This is a genomic window from Sedimentisphaera salicampi (assembly GCF_002117005.1).
GTDB lineage: Bacteria > Planctomycetota > Phycisphaerae > Sedimentisphaerales > Sedimentisphaeraceae > Sedimentisphaera > Sedimentisphaera salicampi.
In genome coordinates this window covers 2,488,153-2,506,371 of the sequence record NZ_CP021023.1, presented here as the reverse complement: position 1 = coordinate 2,506,371, position 18,219 = coordinate 2,488,153, and the positions used below count along the sequence as shown (strand labels likewise).

The window sequence follows — 18,219 nt, the reverse complement described above, 5'->3', positions numbered from 1 at the left end:
TTGACTTGCCTGTAATGCAGGCGAGCTTTACGCCTTAGGAAATTCTGATACAATTTGCCTTTGGTTATTATTTCTTGAGGTATAAATGGGACCCACAGAGATTATTATAGCATCGCTTTTTGCCGCAGCGGCTGCTGCTGCGGTTAAACTTTTTCTTTGCCTCTCAGCCAGAAAGGCCGCTGAACAAAAGCTCGCTGAGGCGCAGGAAAGCCTCTCTTCGCTTGAAGGAGAGCTTGAGAGTTTGCGCAACGAAAATTTCGAGCTCAAAACAGAAAAAACATCACTCAAAACCCAGCTCGAAGAGAGAGCGAATGCCCATAAACGAGAGGTTGAACAGCTCAAGGAAATGAAAAAGCAGCTTGAGGATTCGTTCAAGTCTATATCCTCGGAAGCTCTGAGCAAAAACAGCGAGGAATTCCTCAAACTCGCCAAAGAAAGCCTCACAAAACACCACGCAGAGGCAAAGAGCGAGCTGGAAAAGAAACGTGATAAGTTTGATGAGCTCGTGAAGCCTATAAAGGAATCGCTCGGGAATATGGACAAAAAGCTTGCTGAATCTGACAAGGCAAGATACAGCTCGTTCAAGGTTCTCGGCGAGCAGATAAACGCATTGAAGCAGTCTGAGGCGGATATCAAGCGAGAAACTGCCAAGCTCGTTACCGCCCTTCGCAGACCTGCGGTGCGGGGCAGATGGGGCGAGATACAGCTAAGGAATGTTGTGGAGATTGCTGGTATGAGCAGGTTTTGCGATTTCTCCGAGCAGACCACAGCCGAAGGCAGCAGGGACAGGCCGGATATGATTGTGAACCTGCCGAACGGCAAGAAGATTGTGGTGGATTCCAAGGCGCCGCTTGAGGCATACCTCGATTCGCTCGAGGCCGAGCAGGAAAGCGAGAAAGAGAAGCAGCTCGATCGCCACGCAGGCCATATCGCAGACCAAATAGATAAGCTCGGGAGCAAACAATACGGCAAACAGTTTGAACAGAGCCCTGAATTTGTGGTGCTTTTCCTCCCGGGTGAGATGTTCTTCAGCGCGGCTTTGGAGAAAAAGCCCGATTTGATAGAACGCGGGATCAAAAAGCAGGTGGTCCTCGCCACCCCTACCACGCTAATAGCTTTGCTTAAGGCTGTGGCTTACGGCTGGAAACAGCAGGAGGTTGCAGAACAGGCTCGAAAGATTCACGACGAGGCGCTCGAGCTTTGCAAACGCCTCAGCACTTTCTCTGAACACCTTGGAGATATTGGGAAAAATATCGATAAAACTGTGCAGTCTTACAACAGCTCTGTATCTTCGCTGGAAGCTCGCCTTATGCCGCAGGCGAGAAAAATCAACCAGATGGTGCAAAACGATAAAGATATAAAACAGCTCTCTGAGGTGGAAAAGAGAACCAGAACACTCAAAGAAAACCAGCAGGATTGATGCTCCAATTAGAAAAGCTAAAGCCTTGCCAAAGAAAAGACGCTATCAAACCTGACCGCCTCGCCAAACCCGCTGCCGTAAACGTATTCATCCTCGCCGGCCAGCGTTTCGCCGGAATCGGCAGTGGTGAGCTCCTTCACGCAACGGCCGAGCGTATCATATAGGCGGTACGTTTCCACGCCGCCCGAGCTTGCCGCAACCCTGCGCCCCAACGCATCGTATTTGTATTCGATCATTTGTCCTCCAGAAGATACAGAAGCCAGGCATTGTATGCTGCACATTATTTGCTTATCTCATCAGCTGATGCCGCATAAAAAGCTGGAGCTTTGCCATCACAATAAACCGTTATAAGGGCGTTGCCGCTGCGTGCAGTATCATCGATCAGGATGTTTTGGAAATCATTGCAGCCTTCCGGCCGCCACTGATAAACAACGCTGTTTTCCGGTTTCCAGTATATGAGCCCGCTCCCTGAGAATGAAGCAATTGCTGCATTAAGGTTTTCGTTCCAGTAATATTTTCCGCTCCGGTTGCCCAAAGACTCTAATTCTACGGTATTTCCATCAGTTCTGCACGCAAGGGTTAAGTTGTTTGTCTTATCGGAAAAGAAGTCGTAAACAATGCCCGAGCCTGTAAATAGCCCGTACACAGCCGTGGGAGAATTTATAAAATCAGTTTTGCCGCTCTTGCTAACCGCAGCCAGCCCCTTTCTGCCTTGATTAAACACTGAGGCGATAATATCTCCATCTTCGTTTATATCGCATATAAAATGATAAACCGGAAAGCTAACTTCCTCGATCTCTTCCGTGCCCAGTTTGCCGAATATTATTTTATCGCCTGCATCTTTTTGCGGCTCAGCGGCGTACATGCCGTTATCAGCTAACGCTTTGATCTTGCCGTGGAAGGCCGGCTTTTCAATCTTTCCGTCTTCTGAGATAACAAAAGGACGAACAGTTCCCTCGTAGCTTTCGGAATATCCAACCAAGTGAAACTTTTTCTTCTCAAGCAACATATCAGCGCCGGAAATTGAAGTTCTTTGAATCTCAGTGCTGCCGGGAACTGCCTTAAACAAAACAAATCTGCCTGTATCCTTATCCCGCAGCACGCCGGCAATAAGCCCTGAATCAGTTATGAAACACTTCTGTTCAATCCTTTGATTCAGCTTTATTTCTCTGGCAATCGAATCATTGTTTACATCATAAACAGCGAGAGATGATTCGCCGCCGCGTTCAGCCAAACCAACAATCAGGCCTTCAGAATTTATCGAGTAAACTTTTGTAAAATCATAATTGATCCTTTCTGCTGTGAAAGGCTTGGTCTCATAATCCTGAGGCGTTTGTTCTGAGCAGCCGGTTATGAAGATCAAAAGAGTGATTGTTAGAACGATTAAACTCTGCCGCATTTTTTGTTCTCTTTTATACATATCTCAACAGCTCCAATTTCAAAATGAATATTAACACTTGCTCCAATTTTCTCTTTCAGTCAGCGTTTATCCTCGATTTTGCTTTTCCTGCCGGAACATCGAATCCAAAGAATGTAGAATCCCCAAGGCAGTGAAATCAATGATGATAATAAGCCGAAGCCCGGCAAACCAAAAATGAAAAGCCCGTCATTTAACACATAAGCAGCCCAGAAAACATACAGCAAGAGCAAGATTACAATATCATAGAAAAACGGCCAAAAGTAGTATCTCGGCTCACATATCGCAAATATAACAAAGCCGGCAATCAATGACGTTCCAAATAAGAACAAGACAAAAGAGCCGGCCTCAGAAATGGACAAGAAATAAAGAGGAACAGCCAAAACGATTCCTCCAAGCAGGTTGTAAAATGCAAATTTCCAGCCTCTTTCCCTCATAGCAAACAGGGAAAATAACGCTATGAATACCCCAAAGCAGCAGATAATTAAATGTTCTTTGTTATACATCTTTCAACAGCTCCACCTTCATAATGAATATTAACAGTTGCTCCAATTTTTTCTTTCTTTACTCCATTGTCTGCCGGGTTTCCAAATAAGTTCAAAGCTTTTACTTTCTGCCAAAGCTCTGAGCACCGGAAGAATAAAATCTTTTATTTTGTCTGCTGCTGATGGAAAAGAAATCTCTTTTAGGCTATTTTTTGAGATAAAAGCTTCCCACTGCCTCTGTTTCAATTTGTCCTCGCAGAATTCTTTGGTAAACGCAGTGGGAAGCCCTTCTGGTATCACTGTCCCCCTTCGCTTGAATGTAGTTTGAATCGCCTGAGCTAAGAGTTTGCCGTCGAATTCAAATTCTCCCGCAAGCTGATACACATCGTAAAAGTCTTTCATCCGACTGTTTGCAAAACCAAGAGCTGCCATTGCTTCAACCTTTTCCGCCACTGCCAGTTCATATGGATACACCCTGAGCTCGGGGGCAGGCATATTCAGGATTGAGGGGAAAGCAACCATCTTTGCAGAAGAATCAACCGCATCTCCAAACCCAATATCTACCTGCATAAATTCTCCCGTACGCCCTATTCTGTATTCAAGCTTAATCCTTACGCCGTCATACATATTATCTTCCCGAATTGCCTGCCCTCTCACAGATTCCGCTTTATATATGATGCCGTCCTGCACATCAGTTTCGACCCGGCAAATATTTCTGAAAACCTCCTCCAGCTGGGAAACATCAGGATTGCCGAACCCAAGCAAATCAAGATCTCTCGTTGGCCGGTAAGGATTATTCCCCCATACCCGAAAAAGCTGCGCTCCCTTGAGAACAAACTGACCGGCATATTGAGAATTGCTCAATCGATAAAGAAAACGCTCTATTGCATAATTTGTTAGCGTAAGGCCGCGATCTTCCCTTTGCATCTGCGAATAATTTTTCAGACGCTGTAAAATGGAATCAGCTATGTTTTTCTTTTCCCGATTGCTCATAATGCAGTAATGCTTTCAAGATATGGCTGCATCACATTGCTCACCCTGCACACTTTGGCGTATTTCCAAAGCTCATCCATTGTAAAACGCTTTTCCCGCCAGCCTTCTCTAAGGGCTTCCAGAGCCGTATCCAGCCCTATCTTGTTGCGATATTTAAAACAATCCGCCACCGTCTTTGCCGGCGAATAAACTCGCACCTTAAGCTGATCTATCCGTTTCTCCTGTATCCCGTCGGTAAATGCTCTTTGCGAAAACCGAACATACCTCACCTTAGCAGAAGCTTTAATTTCGGGTTTGCGGGAACGATTTTCTATCGCAATCCAAACCTCAAATGGATTCTGTGTTGTAAATCCGTGAAAACGCAGAGCAGAAAGAAGGCAGATTACACCTTTGGGCACCTGTTTTGAAACCTCAGCAATGCTCTGCATTGGCGAGTAATCATTGTTGGGAAGAGTGTAGAGGCCGCGGGAAACCCTCTCCACAGTTCCTTGTACCGTAAGCTTTCGAAGATACTCCTTCGAGATGCCAAGCTCAACGATTTCTCCTGTTTTGAGCATCCCATACTGCCTAAGATTTTCGATAAGTTTTTGAGCCTTTATTCCCATTTGTACTGCCTTGTTGACTAACTGTTCATACATATTAACATATATCAACACTTAGTCAACTTACTTTTGACCTCCCCTGCCGGCCAGCGTTACGCCGGAATTATTCGGGGCGCAATGCTTCATATCTCGCCCCATTGTTTTATAAACATAAATAGCAGTAATATTTCCACCTGCTTTCATTCAATTTGCCTTTCACAGCGAATATACGGATTAGTGAGCCTTCAGATTACCGAGGGGTAAGTGAAGCCAGATTGAGAAAATCTAAGACGTTTCCCTCCGTATCTTCAAGTTCAATAATTCCTCTTTCGTTTACCAAAGCTTTATACATATTTTTTCTAAGACAGCGAAATAATTCTCTTCATGTGCGCATGGCGGCGGTTTTATGCCGAACTGTCTGAAAGGTATTACCATATGCGCCATTCCCTTGTGAAATTCATATGTAGGACGGAGACGGTCATTTGTGAGCAGGTCCACCCTTTGATCCCCAAATTCGTATGAAATCTTGAAGACATCCACCGCCTTATCAACATATTTAACGATTACGCTCCAGTAATCACATTCCGGATTACATTGCTTAACATAAGACATAACTATAACAGGGTTTGCCCTGCCTTGAGTTCTAAGCAGCTCTTTTACAGATTTCCTGATCCTTTCTCCTTTTCCCTCCCAATCCCGCGGATTCTGCATAATTGAGTTCTGCAGATTTTCAGCTACCCCTTTATAATAATTTTCAGAAGGCTTGGTATATGGCCTTGACTGCTGCGTAAAATGATTCCAAAACGCCCAAAATACCAAAACTGCAAAGCCCAAAATGTATAGTATGTATTTTCTCATAAAGCCTGAATCTTTCAGAAAACGATTACATCACGGCAAGCTTTTACTTACTTTTTTCTTGAACAATCCGCAAGAAAATCCATAATGATAAGTGCGTGACCGAACTGGGCCTTACGCCTAGGCCTGCTCAGCAGGCCGGCCACGCTATTTTTATGCGCTCTAATTTAGAGGATAATACACTATCCCTAAATCATTACTGCTTGACACTTCTTTCAAGGCCACGGGCTCGAGCATATTGTATAGTTCCTTCAGCTCTGGATATTTCTCGGTCGGCTCAATCTTACGAAACAAACAATAAGCAATGTAATCTACCAACTGGATGAATTGAGAATGAGCCGAATCTCTAGGAACAGGGTCTTCTATGAGACTGGTAAGGGGAAGATTTCTGGATTTGCCATATTTACTGGGGACATAATTGTAAACCCTAATCTTTCGCATTAATTTTCTAATTTCTACATCGTGGCCCGTGTCGTGAAAAACTATCCCATAATCTTTGTCCGTACTTTTTCTGGATATAAAATTGTCAAACCTTTGCAGCATAAACCTCCAAGCAGTGTCGTGTATATCACGTCCGCTTTTCCTTTCAAGTTGAGAAGAGCTTTTGTTAATGCAAATACTCATAGTTTTCGCTCCGGGCATTTGAGAAATGGCCTCTAAAACTGCCTTGAACAGCTTCACCCTCATTTCTTTAGAATACCTAGTTCCCCAAAGCGCCCCGCGTCCTGCTATATTTTTGTTGGCATGCAACTCGTCGTTACGGTTGATCCCATATTCCTGTTTTAAATTTGCTCTAAGCTGCTTTATCAAACCAAAACACTCATGCCACCTGCTCTCATGGACTAATAAGGAAGAGAGTATAAAGTAATTGCCTTGGTTTGATTTACCGGGATCCCCAGATTCATCTGAGTACAGTAAATACATTTAATCTCCTCTGTCATTATGTAAAAGATTCTCTAAATTTGCCAAACATACCAGCTTCATCACATTAGCATTATCACGGATATTACCCTTCTCATACGGGTTGGCTTCCCGCTATTGAGCAGAGCTCCTTCACGCAGCGGCCGAGCGTATCATACAGGCGGTACGTTTCCACGCCGCCCGAGCTTGCCGCAACCCTGCGCCCCAACGCATCGTATTTGTATTCGATCATTTGTCCTCCAGAAGATACAGAAGCCAACGCACCATCGGCGAAATATTCATACTTATTCTCGCCGTCGTAGGTCATATTGCAGGCATCATCATACTGGATTTCGGAATCGCTTTCAAGAGAATTCAACTCGGCGATTTGTTCAGCCACTAATCAGCACTAATTTTCGCTGATTATTTTGCCACGGGCCGCTGGCTGCTTGCCGCACGCCACGAATCTATCCGCTTGTTCCCCGCCTGCGGCGGGCAGGCTCTCCGCCTAAGGCGGGCCTCCACGTGCGGCTCGGTTTAAATGTTCGCCTCGTAAAATCGTTGCGGAATACTAACGACAATCAGAGCCACGCATGAAGTTCGCCGCAGGCGGACGAAATAAGTGGACAGCAGGTGCTCATCACAGACTGGCCGCAGTAAATGCTTCGCGAGTCCGCTACGGAGGACACCGCTCCGCTGCAGTACGAAGAATCTTTCGCTGAGCAGAGAGCCAGCAGGCGAACAGCTCAACCGTTTGACATTGCCCTCAAAAGCTGTACAATAAATGTATGGAAACTCTTACAAAAAATGAGCTCAGTTTCATATCTTCCGCTTTTGAAAGCGTTTTTGCCAATCCATTTGCAAGCGATAAAGGGGACAATACGCTCCAAGACAGCCTCCCGCAAGAGGAGCTTAATGAAAAGCTGCTCCAGATTATAAAGCGTTTGGAGGAGAGCGGTCTTGAGCTGGTTCAGGACTTCCCGTTTCAAGAGAAGGGTATAGCAGAAAAGCTTTTCATCAGCTCATCCTATCTGCGATTTGCCTGCAAGCTTTCTTCCAAAGCCTGCGAGGCATTCAAGGCGGAATCCCCCCTGTCGATAGATTTCGGCTCCGAGGGGCTTTTAAGCCTTGAGAAACACGGCTTCGAGAAAAGCAAAGCAAACCGGATTTTCTCATCCTTCTTCCAGCTTGAAAGGGCTAAGGGCTGTATAGAGGATTCTATTTCGGGACACGGGAGAGTAGCCGAGGATTTCAGAAAGCAGCTTTGGGATTGTGTGTTTTCATCCAGCTTTGAGAATTACATCAATTTCTTCTCAGAGAGCTCGGTGCATTTTCCAATACTTATTTGCAGCCAGCCGGGCTGTGAAAGGACGAGGGCTGCGGAAGCGGCCGCTTTAAGCGGCTTCATCGGATACAACGAAAAGAAACAAAGCTTCAAAACAGATATGCAGAAGCTTTACGCCTCTGCCGATATGTCAGGCTGCCGAGAAGATGAGGCAGAATCTTTTATATTCGGAAGGGGCAAAGGTGCATTTCTCTGGGCAGATTCGCCGGCAAAAGGGGTGCTGGATAAGCCTTCTGCCGGAGGAATTGCCTTTATAGACGGCATCGAAAATCTCACTGCCCGTCTTGCAGAAAAGCTCAGGCTCGCCTTAGAAACAGGCTTTTGCTCCCCTGCCGGCGATACAAAGCGAAACGCCCTTGAATCAAGAGTTTTCGCAGGTCTGACAGAAGATACAAGCCAGCTCGGCTCAGGGCTGAAAATGTGCTTTGCCAAAACGCTTACAGTGCCTCCGCTGAGAGAAAGAATAGACCAGAGCAGAGACAACCTTGCTTTGATTGCTTCAAAAGCCCTTGAGCAGTGCACGGGCATAAGCAATCCTGAAGCAGCAGAAAAGCTCAGTGAACAGCTTATCGTAAAGGGCGGGCTTGAATACAGCTGGCCTGAGAACGAGCGGGAACTTTCCTGCTTTGTAAAATCCTTCCTGCTTTCAGGCGGCGAGGAGCTAATCAGCGAATCAGATAATTCTCATGGAAAAGATTTCCTAAGCTCCCGCCCCACAGCAGCAAAACTTCTCTCGGACTACTGCAAAATGCTCTATGAAGAATACGGCTCTTACGAGCAGGCGGCCCGCACTGCAGGGCTCGACAGAAGGACTGCCAAAAAATACATTGAAATGGACGAAACTGCCCGAAATGAGCCAAGCTGAGATCCGAGGCGGAAACCAACATATGAAAGCACCCGCAATTATCTTTATACTATTCGCTGCCAGCATTTCGTATTGCCGGCTTTTGCCCGGGGAAGTAGCTGTTGTGTGCAATACTGATGTCCCCGGATCGCTGAGCATCGCCAATCTTTACACCAAAACACGCAAAATCCCGGAGCAGCATATAATTCAGCTCCGCTTAGGAGCTCAGGCAGGAGATTCCATTTCGAGGGAGAAATACAGCAGCAAAGTTTACGCTCCCGTAAAAAAGGCTTTGGATGATCTGCCCGAGGTAAGGTGTCTGGCAGTTGTTTACGGCGTGCCTTATAAGATAAGGCGGCAGGACAGTTCGGATGAAAACAGCAGCCAGCTAAGGCAGCTTATCGTGATTCGCGAGAGGCTTAAGGACGAGATAAAAGGCGTTTTATCAAGGCTTAATGATCCGCAGCTCAACGATTCAAAGCCGTTTCTGATGGCTGTTAATTCACTGCTTTTTGAGGCTTTAGAGAAGGCGGCAGACCAAGGCAGGGCCGCTCAGATTGAGTTTATGGATACCGTGAGCCCTCTCTACGGCAGCAGGCTATCAAGAAAAATGGCAAGGGAGGAATTCGGAATAAAATTCTACTCCCCTGCGATAAAATCCACCTTCTCAGACAGCGATATTTACGATCAGCTCAGCCAGAAGCATTACAACTATTCACAAAGGCTGAAACGGGGATATTACGAGGCCGCCGAGAGGCTTTACGGCAAGCTCGAGGCCTATAAGGCGTGCAGGGATGATATTGAGCAGATTAAGGGCATCAAAACCGGAGCTGCTCTGGACAGCGAACTTTCATTGCTGGATTTTACCAACTACCGCATCCACGGATATATCGAGAACGAATTCTTTCGGAACGGGCAGGCCCTGGATAATCAAAACGCAAAAACGCTGATGGTTTCCCGCCTCGACGGACCTGGGGAGGGGATCGTTAAGAGGATGATAGCTAATTCAGCAGAAAAGGGCTACTACCCGGGGGAAAAATGCGTTTTTGACCTGCAGAATGCCGCCGAACAGGGGCTGGCTGATGCTTATGTGAGATACGATTCCTACATTCAGAAGGCCGCTGATATCTTCAGCAAAGAAGGCTGCACAACAGAGATTGAAGAGACATCCGAACTCACAAACTCCCAATCGGCGTGTATGTTTTACATCGGCTGGTACAGCCCCAGCAGATACAACTGCAAGCTTGAATTCATTCCGGGCTCGATTGCATATCATATTACAAGCTTCGGGGCGAGCGAGCTGAGGGATAAGCAGAGCCGTTCGTGGTGTCCAAATCTGCTTTCAGACGGAGCGGATGCCGTAATCGGAGCAGTGGCTGAGCCCGTGCTCACGGCGATGCCGAGGCCGGATCTCTTCGCCGGCGCACTGCTGGACGGAAAAACCCTTGTAGAGGCCTTCTACTACAGCAAACCTCAGAATTCGTGGAAGGTGCTGCTTATAGGCGATCCGCTGATGACGCTGAACTACTGATAAATCAGGCTGCATCTGGACAATTTTTGAAAAAATTTACATTCAGAGATATTCTAATAATGCAGTCAGCTTCATTAGAATTTAGATAAAGGAACGCTTTATGAGAAAAATAACTCTTTTCCTGTTGGTTTTAATTTGCGTCTCGCTGTTTGCGGCACTGCCCGCCGAAGAGATAAAGGAAGGACTCAAGGCGAGAAACAAAGCCCTTCACATCAAAGACGGCTGGATAAGAGATCCGTATATCATCCTTATGCCGGACGGCTGGTATTACCTTACCGGCACTACAAAACTCCCGGAAAACCCTAAACACCTCAGCAACAAGTACAACAAGAACGTTTCTCCGAATAGAGTGGGACATATTATGCGTCTCTGGAGGAGCAGGAACCTCATAGACTGGGAGTATATCGGGGCACCTTATTCCCTTGCAGACGGGATCTGGCCGAAGGTTTATCCTGAAAAACACCGAGAGATAAACGACTGGAGGCTCTGGGCGCCGGAAATGCACTTTATAGACGGACGCTGGGCGATTGTTCATACGAGCCCCGCACCCGTGAACGGCGCTAACCTATCCTTAACAAAGGGCAGAAAGCTTGAAGGGCCTTATCTGAATCCCATGGGCAAAAATATACGCAAAAGGCACGACCCTACACTCTTTCAGGATGAAAGCGGAAGGGTTTGGCTTATCTGGGGGGCGGCCAATATTGTCCCGCTCAAGGAAGATTTTTCCGGCGTGGCCGGGAAGTGGGCTCGCATTTGGCCTTCTAACAGAAAAATCGGCCATGAGGGCTGTATGATAAGGAAAATCGGTGATAAGTTTGTGCTCTTTGGAACGGGCTGGTCAACAGATAAGATGCGCAAGGGCTCATACAACCTTTACTACTGCGTTTCTGATAAGATAAACAGCGGATACGGGAAAAGGAAATTTGCAGGCAGGTTCCTCGGCCACGGCACCCTCTTCAAGGATAAAAGCGGGAAATGGTGGTGCACTGCGTTTTACAATGCAAACGTTCCCGTAATCAGCCGAGAAGAAGCGAAAACCAAGGATCTAAGCGATACCGCCTACACCGTGAACAAACAAGGCGTTACGATTGTGCCCATGGACATCCGTCAGCTTGAGAGCGGGGAGATTCACGTTGAGCCGCTGGATCCTCTCTATGCAGAGCCAGGGAAAGAGGAAGCACAGGAATTCTGACCAAAGCCTGCGAAACTAATCCTTATATAATACTCGAATTGTGCAGAACCAGCGGATTTACAGGTATTCGATATATTCGTGATTGAAGCTTCCCTCGCTGTTTAAGTCTAACAAGCCGAAGCCTGCCTCGCAGCCTCTGTGCGGGCCGCGCCACCAGCCGCCGGATACAGCTCCGTCGCAGATATAGCTCACTCCCATATAGTCAATTCTGTCTCTGCGGTGCATATGTCCGCTCAGGCATAGCTTTACGTTTTTGTGTCTTTTGAAAAGCTTTGCTGCCTTTGGCCCGTCGTAGCATATCCAGCCGGGATTTATTCTAGGCAGATTCGCCCCTGAATCCAGAAGCTCAAAATTTGTTACTGTGAGCAATGGGATATGCGAAATAATCGCCGCAGGCATATCTGAAGGCATCCCAGCAAGCACGTTCTCAAGCCATGCAAACTGCTTTTCTCCAATCCCGCCTATGTATCCGTTCTTATCGTTCGGGTCCGGCTTAACTGTGTTGAGCATAATAAATTTCCAGCCCGAATGATTGAACGAATAATATTCGCCCGGGAGGCCGTAATGCTCAATCGCCCATTTTGCTCCCCATTTTGCCTCTTCGCCTGTGGTTTTGCTCTTGGATTTGTTCCAGCCCCAGAGGTCGTGGTTGCCGAGGCAGTATTTTACAGGGATATCCGTTTTCGCCATTAGGCTGTCAAGCACCTTATACTGCCTTTTCACCTGCTTCTCAGGGGTTGCGAAGGAATCCATAATATTGTCTCCGCCGGTAACTATGAGACTGGGCTTTGGCGTTAATGAATTGATTCGCTTGATCGCCTTTTCGAAAGTCTCGGGGGCATCTCTGTGAGGGGTGATATGAATATCTGTTAGGTGGCATATTCTAAAAGTTTGCTTGGAGGCTTCACTGCTGTTCTGCGCGGCTTTCGCCGCCGCACCTGAATTCACCATTATACCTGCTGCCAAGGCCCCTGCTCCGCCAAGGAAACTTCTTCTGTTAATCTCTTTACCGCTCATTTTTTTGCCTTTCCTTAAAAAATAAATTTAATTACAGCATCGCTAAATTCTACGTTCGAATATTAACATTTTATTTACTCCTCACCGCCCACCTGAATTTAGCAGAAGAGCTGCGGGGGTTTTGGGTAATCTCCTTAGGTGCAGGTAAGGCGGCTTTTTTTGAAATAGACGAATAAATTCCCTCATCCAGGCCTTTGCGTAATGCCTGCTTCACAAGCCGGTCTTCTCCCTGATGGAAGGATATTATTCCAATCCGTCCGCCCGGATTCAGGAGATCCGGTGCGGCTTTAAGTAAATCGCTGAGGGCTCCCAGCTCATCATTGACTTCTATCCTTAGAGCCTGAAACACCCTTGCTGCCGGATGTGAAGAACCAAATGGATTTTTTTTATTCTGCTTCTGCCAGGTATTTCTCGAATAGCCTTTGGCATTGAGAATTAAATCGATAAGTTCGTTTACGTTTGTAAGCGGGAAGGCCTTCCTCTGGCCTGCAATGAGGGAGGCAATTTGCTTATGATCTGGTTCATCGGAGTACTTATCGAATATTTCTGAGAGCTTTTCCTCGGGATATTCCCGAAGAATCTTCTCACCTGTCAGCTCAAGGCGTGTGTCCATACGCATATCCAGAGGCCCGTCTGCTTTGTAGCTTATTCCCCTCTTGGGATTATCCACCTGCATACTCGAAACGCCTAAATCCGCAAGTATTAAATCAAACCCGCTGATCTCAGCCTCGCTGAGCGTTTCTTTTATGAACCGGAAATTCCTGTTTATCCCCCAGAACCGGCACTTCACCGAGCTGAGCCTCATTTTGGTTTTCTCAAGCTCTTGGCTGTCTATATCAAATCCGAAAAGCAGCCCGTCTTCGCCGAGCCTTTCCATAATTTTTCTTGCATGCCCGCCGTAACCGAGCGTGCAGTCTGCAGCAGTTTCGCCCGGGCAAGGGGAGAGCTTTTCGAGAACCTCCCTCTCGAGCACAGGCCTGTGTGTTCCGGGTTTTGTTTTTCCCTTTGCTCTCATAGGCGAAGCAGCTATTTTCTTCTTTCTCTCGGTCATACTGTCTTGAATTGTTCTTTTAACACCGCTGCCTTAAATAATCAGCTTTCAGCCGTAATTATCCACACTTTTCGCTTAAATGGCAAACTTAATTTCCTTTTGAAAACCGCCTTTTTGGTTTAATATGATTTCATTACGATTATAATATTTTGAAAGGAAATATTGTTTTTCGGAGAGCTTATTTTGGAAACGCTTATTTTATTAGCAGTCTGCTTTGCCGGGTATATCGTTGCCTACAACACCTACGGCAGATTCCTTGCCCGCAAGATCTTCCGGCTTGACAACAAAAGAGAAGTTCCCAGCAGAAAGATAAACGACGGAATAGACTATGTTCCCTCCAAGCGGGGGATAATCTTCGGCCATCACTATACCTCAATTGCCGGAACAGGCCCTATTGTCGGGCCTGCTATCGGGATCATCTGGGGTTGGCTGCCGGCAGTCTTATGGATCTTGCTCGGCTCGATATTTATGGGTGCAGTTCACGATTTCGGCTCGCTTGTAGTATCAATGCGCAACGAGGGAAGGAGCGTATCGGAGGCCGCAGCAAAATACATCAACAAACGAGTGCGTTTTATATTCTTTGCGGTTGTATTTTTAACCCTGCTGATTGTGATAGCGGTTTTCGGGGTTGTAATTGCGAGCGTATTCACCCTCTTCCCAAACTCTGTGATCCCTGTTTGGCTGCAGATCCCAATTGCAGTGGTTCTCGGGAAGGCGGTTTACAAAATGGGAGCGAATGTGAATATCAGCACAGCCGCAGCGGTTATCGCAATGTATTTGATGATAATTGCAGGTTCGTATTTCCCGATAGAGATTCCGGCTGTAATGGGCATACCCAGCTCAGGGGTTTGGGTGATACTTCTGCTTATTTACGCATGGATAGCTTCCACCCTGCCGGTAACAACGCTTCTCCAGCCCAGAGACTATATCAACGCATGGCAGCTCTTCATCGCCTTAACTCTGCTGATTGCAGGAGCGGTTTTTTCCGGTTTTTCAACAGATTTTGCCATTTCCGCCCCGATGATCAACAAGGACGTGCCTGATACCACACCGGCTCTCTGGCCGTTTATGTTTGTAATCATCGCATGCGGAGCGGTCAGCGGGTTTCATTCACTCGTAGCCTCGGGGACAAGCCCAAAGCAGGTGGAGAAGGAAAGCGATTCGCTGTTTGTTGGATACGGATCGATGCTGTTGGAGGGAGTGCTTGCGCTTCTGGTGATTGTATGTGTATCAGCGGGAATCGGGATGGCCCTGGAGGTTGACGGGCAGATTCTCACCGGCTCAGCGGCATGGAACGAGCAGTATTCAACATATATCGGCTCGCACGGGCTGGACAGCAAGCTGAGGCCGGTTGTATTAGGGGCGGCGAATATGATGGGCTCTATCGGGATCCCCGCTGCCGTTGGAACTACGCTTATGGGCGTCTTTATCGCCTCCTTTGCAAGCACCACGCTGGACACTTCCGTAAGGCTTCAGAGATATGTTGTGGGCGAGCTGGCTCAGGATTTCAAAATTGGATGGCTGAAAAACCGCTGGGCAGCCACGAGCCTTGCAGTGCTCACAGCAGCAGGGCTGGCGTTTGCAAACGGCGCAGGCGGAAAAGGGGCTCTGGTTCTCTGGCCGCTATTCGGAAGCGCAAATCAGCTCCTCGCTGCTCTGGCTCTGCTGGTTGTAACGCTTTATCTGCGAACCAAAGGTGGAAAGAAATTCATCTTTGCCCTGATTCCATGCATCTTTATGCTCATTATCACAAACTGGGCGATGGTGCTCAATGAGATAAGATTCGCTGATAACGGAAACACCCTGCTGGTGATTATAGGCGGGCTGGTTTTCGTGCTTGCGCTCTGGGTAACAATAGAGGCAGCTGTCGTATTCTGCAGAAAACCCGCAGAGCAAAAAAGCAGCGCTTCACCGACATAATCCAACAGTTACTGCAAAGTGATAATCCATGGATTTAATTTGTTTTACTGCTTTCCGGGCGAAGATAACGATGGAATTTAAGTTTATTAGTTATGGAAAGCTTTGTTTCTCTGCCGCTGCGCCCTGCCTGAGCTGTTTGCCCTATACGTCCTAATTTGAGCCGCAGGGGTGAGCCTGCACATTAGCGATAATCGGTGCTTAGCGGGCGGGCTTAGAGCTGCGAGGAAATTTCTGCGTACTACAGAGTAATTCGTCTTCTGTGCAGAAAAACGGCTTGTAATCAAGAGCGGGTGATGGGAATCGAACCCACATGACCAGCTTGGAAGGCTGGGGCTCTACCATTGAGCTACACCCGCATTTTGAAGGACTGCTAAATATATTGAAAGCGGTACAAATGTCAATCTGTTTTGCAGAATTTTGGATGAAAATGCGAAATTCTGCCTGTGCGCAAGTTCAGGCATTTCAAGACCGGCAATGCTTTCGGTCATCAGGCGAGGATTCTGTTGTTCACAGCCTGCGAGCCGCTATTCCATTTTAGAACGTCGATATTTCCCGTCGGCCATATTTTGAGAAAATCAGATTTCGAAGTTGTCCATGATCCGCTGTTGAAATACCAGTTGCCGAACATACCCGCCTGATGAGTATGTGCTGAGATCACAGTTTTGCCCTGCTGGGAAGACTGGTGCTCAAATTTCCTGATTCTTTTTGCGTTGTGTTTTCTTGCCAGCAGGCTGAAGATGAGTTCCGGCGATATCTTTTCGAGCCCTGTTTCTGCATCAATGAATGTATCCACAACAGTATTCCATATAGCCAGCAGAAACGACTCAACCCTGAAGAATCCTTCCACAATCACATCCGAATTGAATATCTGCCCCCTTGCGAAATGCTCCACCGGCAGGACAGAATGCCCGAGCGTTTTCCCGAAAGACGGCCTGATGTATTTGTTGAGCATATCCATCTCGTGGCCGTGCCAGAAAGCTATGTCCCTCTCACCAATCTTCATTGAGAACGGATAGGTAATATTGTCAAACAGCGGGTATTTGCTGCGGTGGAATTCAGGGTTGTTCAGTGAAAGGTCGTGATTCCCCGGGATAAGGTAGCAGTCCATCTCACCCAAACGGGAGATAAGCTCGTCGTGTTTTTTGAGTATGCTCTTAAAGCTGAATCTCCACAAGTCCATAAAATCGCCGAGGATGATAATCTGGCCGTCTTCCTTGTCAACTTCATTGAGAAAACGATGGAATTCTGCCATCTTGTCCGGACAGGAGAAGTTGTCCCTGCTCTTGCCCGAGCCGATGTGAAGATCACTGACTATGTAAAGCGGTACATCTCTTTTTCGAAATTTTTTCATAAGCCTGAAAGCTCAACACTTCTTTCGTATTTTGGCAACCTTGCCTTTCCGCCAGTAACATCGGCCAGCACGCCGGCCAGAATGCTGAAGTATGCGTCGTTGTTCGGGCGAAGCATATCCTTATGCCCGAATGAAGGCGTTTCCCTGAGCCATTCAAGGTAGTTCCCAAGTACATTTTCATCAATCTTATCCACATACGCCCCAGCACCCATTCTGTCGAGGTGGTAGGCGTTTATCATCTGTTCAACCTGATTTTGAATCGGTTTAACCAGCATCCTTTTCCCGAAATGCAGGCATTCGCTTATAAGCGAGAACCCGCCTGAAGCGATCACTCCCTTGCAGCTTGCCAGATCTCTGAGGAAATTCTCTGTGTTCCGCTGCCTGAACACGCAGTTGCCCTCTACACCTTCAATCCCGAAGCCGTAGAGCAGGAATTCCTGCTGCGGGAACTTCTTGAAAACCCTGTAGAAATCATCAAGGCAGCTCTCAGTAGTAGCATAGCAGATCACGTGGTCGCCTTCGCTGCTGGGCGTGTGCTTTGCTACCTCGTCTCTCATCACAGGAGGAGAAAGGCGGGCATTATCTGCTAGCGGGCAGGCATTGAAGAAGTTCAAAACTATATATTCAGAAATATCTTTAAGGTAAATCTTTGTTACCGTATCACTCATAAGCCTTTCGAACCAGCCTGTCTCCGGGCGGTCGAATTCAAATTTACACATCAGGTGTTCGTGGTCTATGCTGATGCACGGGACATCGTTTTTGCAAGCCCAGTGAGAAGTGAACGGGTCGAAATCTGTTATCACTACATCCGGAGCAAAATCTTTCACTGCCCCGTTAAACGTTTTATTGTTGATCTGCAGCATCTCAGGAAGCTGAGAAAAATTCGAGAAGAAAGTTTTTGGAAGATTCACTGTGGAATTTTCGTAATGGAAAGTGAGCCCGTGAATTTTGCACACCTTCCCGGGGAAATACCTGTTGAGGTATTCCAGAGATTTGTTGGACGCTGCAAACAGAACCTCATGCCCCGATTCTATGAGCATCTTGCCTGTGATATGTGCTCTGCTGCTGTGGCCGAAACCTTCACCGGCCACTCCATATAATATTCTGGCCATCTCTTTTCCCTCGAAAATTTAATTTTCAGCCTCTATTAAACAAAAATTTATAAGCGTTTAATCAGACAAAAGTTAGTTGTATATTAGCTTGAGATTAGTTTTTCCAGCAATTTACTAACAAAAAGCTAACAAAATAAGACTTAACACTCTCTGTCTGCTTATATCTCTTATTCTAACATAAAAAAAGTTACGGGCAAGGAAAGCG

16 protein-coding genes and 1 tRNA gene are annotated in these 18,219 nt (G+C 46.9%); 5 read left to right on the top strand and 12 right to left on the bottom strand.

The features are described from left to right. Positions 1 to 85 precede the first annotated feature (85 nt). Complete coding sequence (locus STSP1_RS09520; protein WP_085756115.1) at positions 86 to 1,420, top strand: DNA recombination protein RmuC; 1,335 nt, start codon at positions 86 to 88, stop codon at positions 1,418 to 1,420. Positions 1,421 to 1,437: 17 nt separating this feature from the next. Here the strand turns inward: STSP1_RS09520 and STSP1_RS09515 are convergent, their stop codons facing one another. The 7 genes from STSP1_RS09515 to STSP1_RS09480 form a co-directional block, all read right to left on the bottom strand. Continuing rightward, on the bottom strand, positions 1,438 to 1,656 hold the full coding sequence (locus tag STSP1_RS09515; RefSeq protein WP_085756114.1) for a hypothetical protein: 219 nt from the start codon (positions 1,654 to 1,656) through the stop codon (positions 1,438 to 1,440). 44 nt (positions 1,657 to 1,700) lie between these two features. Continuing rightward, positions 1,701 to 2,819, bottom strand: coding sequence for a hypothetical protein (locus tag STSP1_RS09510; RefSeq protein ID WP_123807029.1), 1,119 nt, complete (start codon positions 2,817 to 2,819; stop codon positions 1,701 to 1,703). Between the two features lie 554 nt (positions 2,820 to 3,373). Next, positions 3,374 to 4,315 carry a nucleotidyl transferase AbiEii/AbiGii toxin family protein gene (locus tag STSP1_RS09500; protein ID WP_085756111.1) on the bottom strand — a complete coding sequence of 314 codons (942 nt, stop codon included), beginning with the start codon at positions 4,313 to 4,315 and terminating at the stop codon, positions 3,374 to 3,376. After that, positions 4,312 to 4,920 (bottom strand): type IV toxin-antitoxin system AbiEi family antitoxin domain-containing protein, encoded by a 609-nt coding sequence (locus STSP1_RS09495; protein WP_085756110.1) that lies wholly within the window; start codon positions 4,918 to 4,920, stop codon positions 4,312 to 4,314. Before STSP1_RS09495 ends, STSP1_RS09500 begins: the two co-directional genes overlap by 4 nt. A gap of 309 nt (positions 4,921 to 5,229) precedes the next feature. Continuing rightward, a complete protein-coding gene (locus STSP1_RS09490) occupies positions 5,230 to 5,754 on the bottom strand; it encodes a hypothetical protein (protein ID WP_123807028.1) in 525 nt (174 codons plus the stop codon). A 159-nt stretch (positions 5,755 to 5,913) separates the two neighbouring features. Beyond that, a complete protein-coding gene (locus STSP1_RS09485) occupies positions 5,914 to 6,675 on the bottom strand; it encodes a DUF3800 domain-containing protein (RefSeq protein ID WP_085756108.1) in 762 nt (253 codons plus the stop codon). A gap of 91 nt (positions 6,676 to 6,766) precedes the next feature. Further along, complete coding sequence (locus STSP1_RS09480; RefSeq protein WP_085756107.1) at positions 6,767 to 7,051, bottom strand: hypothetical protein; 285 nt, start codon at positions 7,049 to 7,051, stop codon at positions 6,767 to 6,769. 388 nt (positions 7,052 to 7,439) lie between these two features. Between STSP1_RS09480 and STSP1_RS09475 the strand changes: the two genes are divergently transcribed. From STSP1_RS09475 to STSP1_RS09465, 3 genes are all read left to right on the top strand, one after another. Further along, positions 7,440 to 8,861: a sigma 54-interacting transcriptional regulator gene (locus tag STSP1_RS09475; RefSeq protein ID WP_085756106.1), complete on the top strand. Its 1,422-nt coding sequence runs from the start codon at positions 7,440 to 7,442 to the stop codon at positions 8,859 to 8,861. A 22-nt stretch (positions 8,862 to 8,883) separates the two neighbouring features. Continuing rightward, complete coding sequence (locus STSP1_RS09470) at positions 8,884 to 10,371, top strand: TIGR03790 family protein (RefSeq protein WP_161491700.1); 1,488 nt, start codon at positions 8,884 to 8,886, stop codon at positions 10,369 to 10,371. Positions 10,372 to 10,471: 100 nt separating this feature from the next. Further along, on the top strand, positions 10,472 to 11,563 hold the full coding sequence (locus STSP1_RS09465) for a family 43 glycosylhydrolase (protein WP_085756104.1): 1,092 nt from the start codon (positions 10,472 to 10,474) through the stop codon (positions 11,561 to 11,563). A 57-nt stretch (positions 11,564 to 11,620) separates the two neighbouring features. On the opposite strand, the gene STSP1_RS09460 is transcribed toward STSP1_RS09465, so the two are convergent. Together STSP1_RS09460 and rsmH are read right to left on the bottom strand one after the other, a co-directional pair. Then, positions 11,621 to 12,580, bottom strand: a complete 960-nt coding sequence (locus STSP1_RS09460; RefSeq protein ID WP_085756103.1) for a metallophosphoesterase family protein — start codon at positions 12,578 to 12,580, stop codon at positions 11,621 to 11,623. Positions 12,581 to 12,650: 70 nt separating this feature from the next. Continuing rightward, positions 12,651 to 13,631: a 16S rRNA (cytosine(1402)-N(4))-methyltransferase RsmH gene (gene rsmH / locus STSP1_RS09455; protein WP_085756102.1), complete on the bottom strand. Its 981-nt coding sequence runs from the start codon at positions 13,629 to 13,631 to the stop codon at positions 12,651 to 12,653. A 183-nt stretch (positions 13,632 to 13,814) separates the two neighbouring features. Between rsmH and STSP1_RS09450 the strand changes: the two genes are divergently transcribed. Beyond that, entirely contained in the window at positions 13,815 to 15,551 is a 1,737-nt protein-coding gene (locus tag STSP1_RS09450) for a carbon starvation CstA family protein (RefSeq protein ID WP_085756706.1), read from the top strand. 285 nt (positions 15,552 to 15,836) lie between these two features. On the opposite strand, the gene STSP1_RS09445 is transcribed toward STSP1_RS09450, so the two are convergent. The 3 genes from STSP1_RS09445 to STSP1_RS09435 all read right to left on the bottom strand — a co-directional run bounded on the left by STSP1_RS09445 (position 15,837) and on the right by STSP1_RS09435 (position 18,014). Next, a tRNA-Gly gene (locus tag STSP1_RS09445) sits at positions 15,837 to 15,907 on the bottom strand. Between the two features lie 131 nt (positions 15,908 to 16,038). Then, positions 16,039 to 16,902: a metallophosphoesterase gene (locus STSP1_RS09440; protein ID WP_085756101.1), complete on the bottom strand. Its 864-nt coding sequence runs from the start codon at positions 16,900 to 16,902 to the stop codon at positions 16,039 to 16,041. Then, complete coding sequence (locus STSP1_RS09435; RefSeq protein WP_085756100.1) at positions 16,899 to 18,014, bottom strand: glycosyltransferase family protein; 1,116 nt, start codon at positions 18,012 to 18,014, stop codon at positions 16,899 to 16,901. Before STSP1_RS09435 ends, STSP1_RS09440 begins: the two co-directional genes overlap by 4 nt. Positions 18,015 to 18,219: the final 205 nt, after the last annotated feature.

Excerpts from the sequence above, each read along its gene's own strand:
- STSP1_RS09490 (WP_123807028.1), bottom strand. The coding sequence starts at position 5,754 with ATGAGAAAATACATACTATACATTTTGGGCTTTGCAGTTTTGGTATTT.
- STSP1_RS09510 (WP_123807029.1), bottom strand. The coding sequence starts at position 2,819 with ATGCGGCAGAGTTTAATCGTTCTAACAATCACTCTTTTGATCTTCATA.
- STSP1_RS09515 (WP_085756114.1), bottom strand. The coding sequence starts at position 1,656 with ATGATCGAATACAAATACGATGCGTTGGGGCGCAGGGTTGCGGCAAGC.
- STSP1_RS09520 (WP_085756115.1), top strand. The coding sequence starts at position 86 with ATGGGACCCACAGAGATTATTATAGCATCGCTTTTTGCCGCAGCGGCT.
- STSP1_RS09470 (WP_161491700.1), top strand. The coding sequence starts at position 8,884 with ATGAAAGCACCCGCAATTATCTTTATACTATTCGCTGCCAGCATTTCG.
- STSP1_RS09460 (WP_085756103.1), bottom strand. The coding sequence starts at position 12,580 with ATGAGCGGTAAAGAGATTAACAGAAGAAGTTTCCTTGGCGGAGCAGGG.
- STSP1_RS09435 (WP_085756100.1), bottom strand. The coding sequence starts at position 18,014 with ATGGCCAGAATATTATATGGAGTGGCCGGTGAAGGTTTCGGCCACAGC.
- STSP1_RS09465 (WP_085756104.1), top strand. The coding sequence starts at position 10,472 with ATGAGAAAAATAACTCTTTTCCTGTTGGTTTTAATTTGCGTCTCGCTG.
- STSP1_RS09475 (WP_085756106.1), top strand. The coding sequence starts at position 7,440 with ATGGAAACTCTTACAAAAAATGAGCTCAGTTTCATATCTTCCGCTTTT.
- STSP1_RS09495 (WP_085756110.1), bottom strand. The coding sequence starts at position 4,920 with ATGGGAATAAAGGCTCAAAAACTTATCGAAAATCTTAGGCAGTATGGG.
- rsmH (WP_085756102.1), bottom strand. The coding sequence starts at position 13,631 with ATGACCGAGAGAAAGAAGAAAATAGCTGCTTCGCCTATGAGAGCAAAG.
- STSP1_RS09485 (WP_085756108.1), bottom strand. The coding sequence starts at position 6,675 with ATGTATTTACTGTACTCAGATGAATCTGGGGATCCCGGTAAATCAAAC.
- STSP1_RS09440 (WP_085756101.1), bottom strand. The coding sequence starts at position 16,902 with ATGAAAAAATTTCGAAAAAGAGATGTACCGCTTTACATAGTCAGTGAT.
- STSP1_RS09500 (WP_085756111.1), bottom strand. The coding sequence starts at position 4,315 with ATGAGCAATCGGGAAAAGAAAAACATAGCTGATTCCATTTTACAGCGT.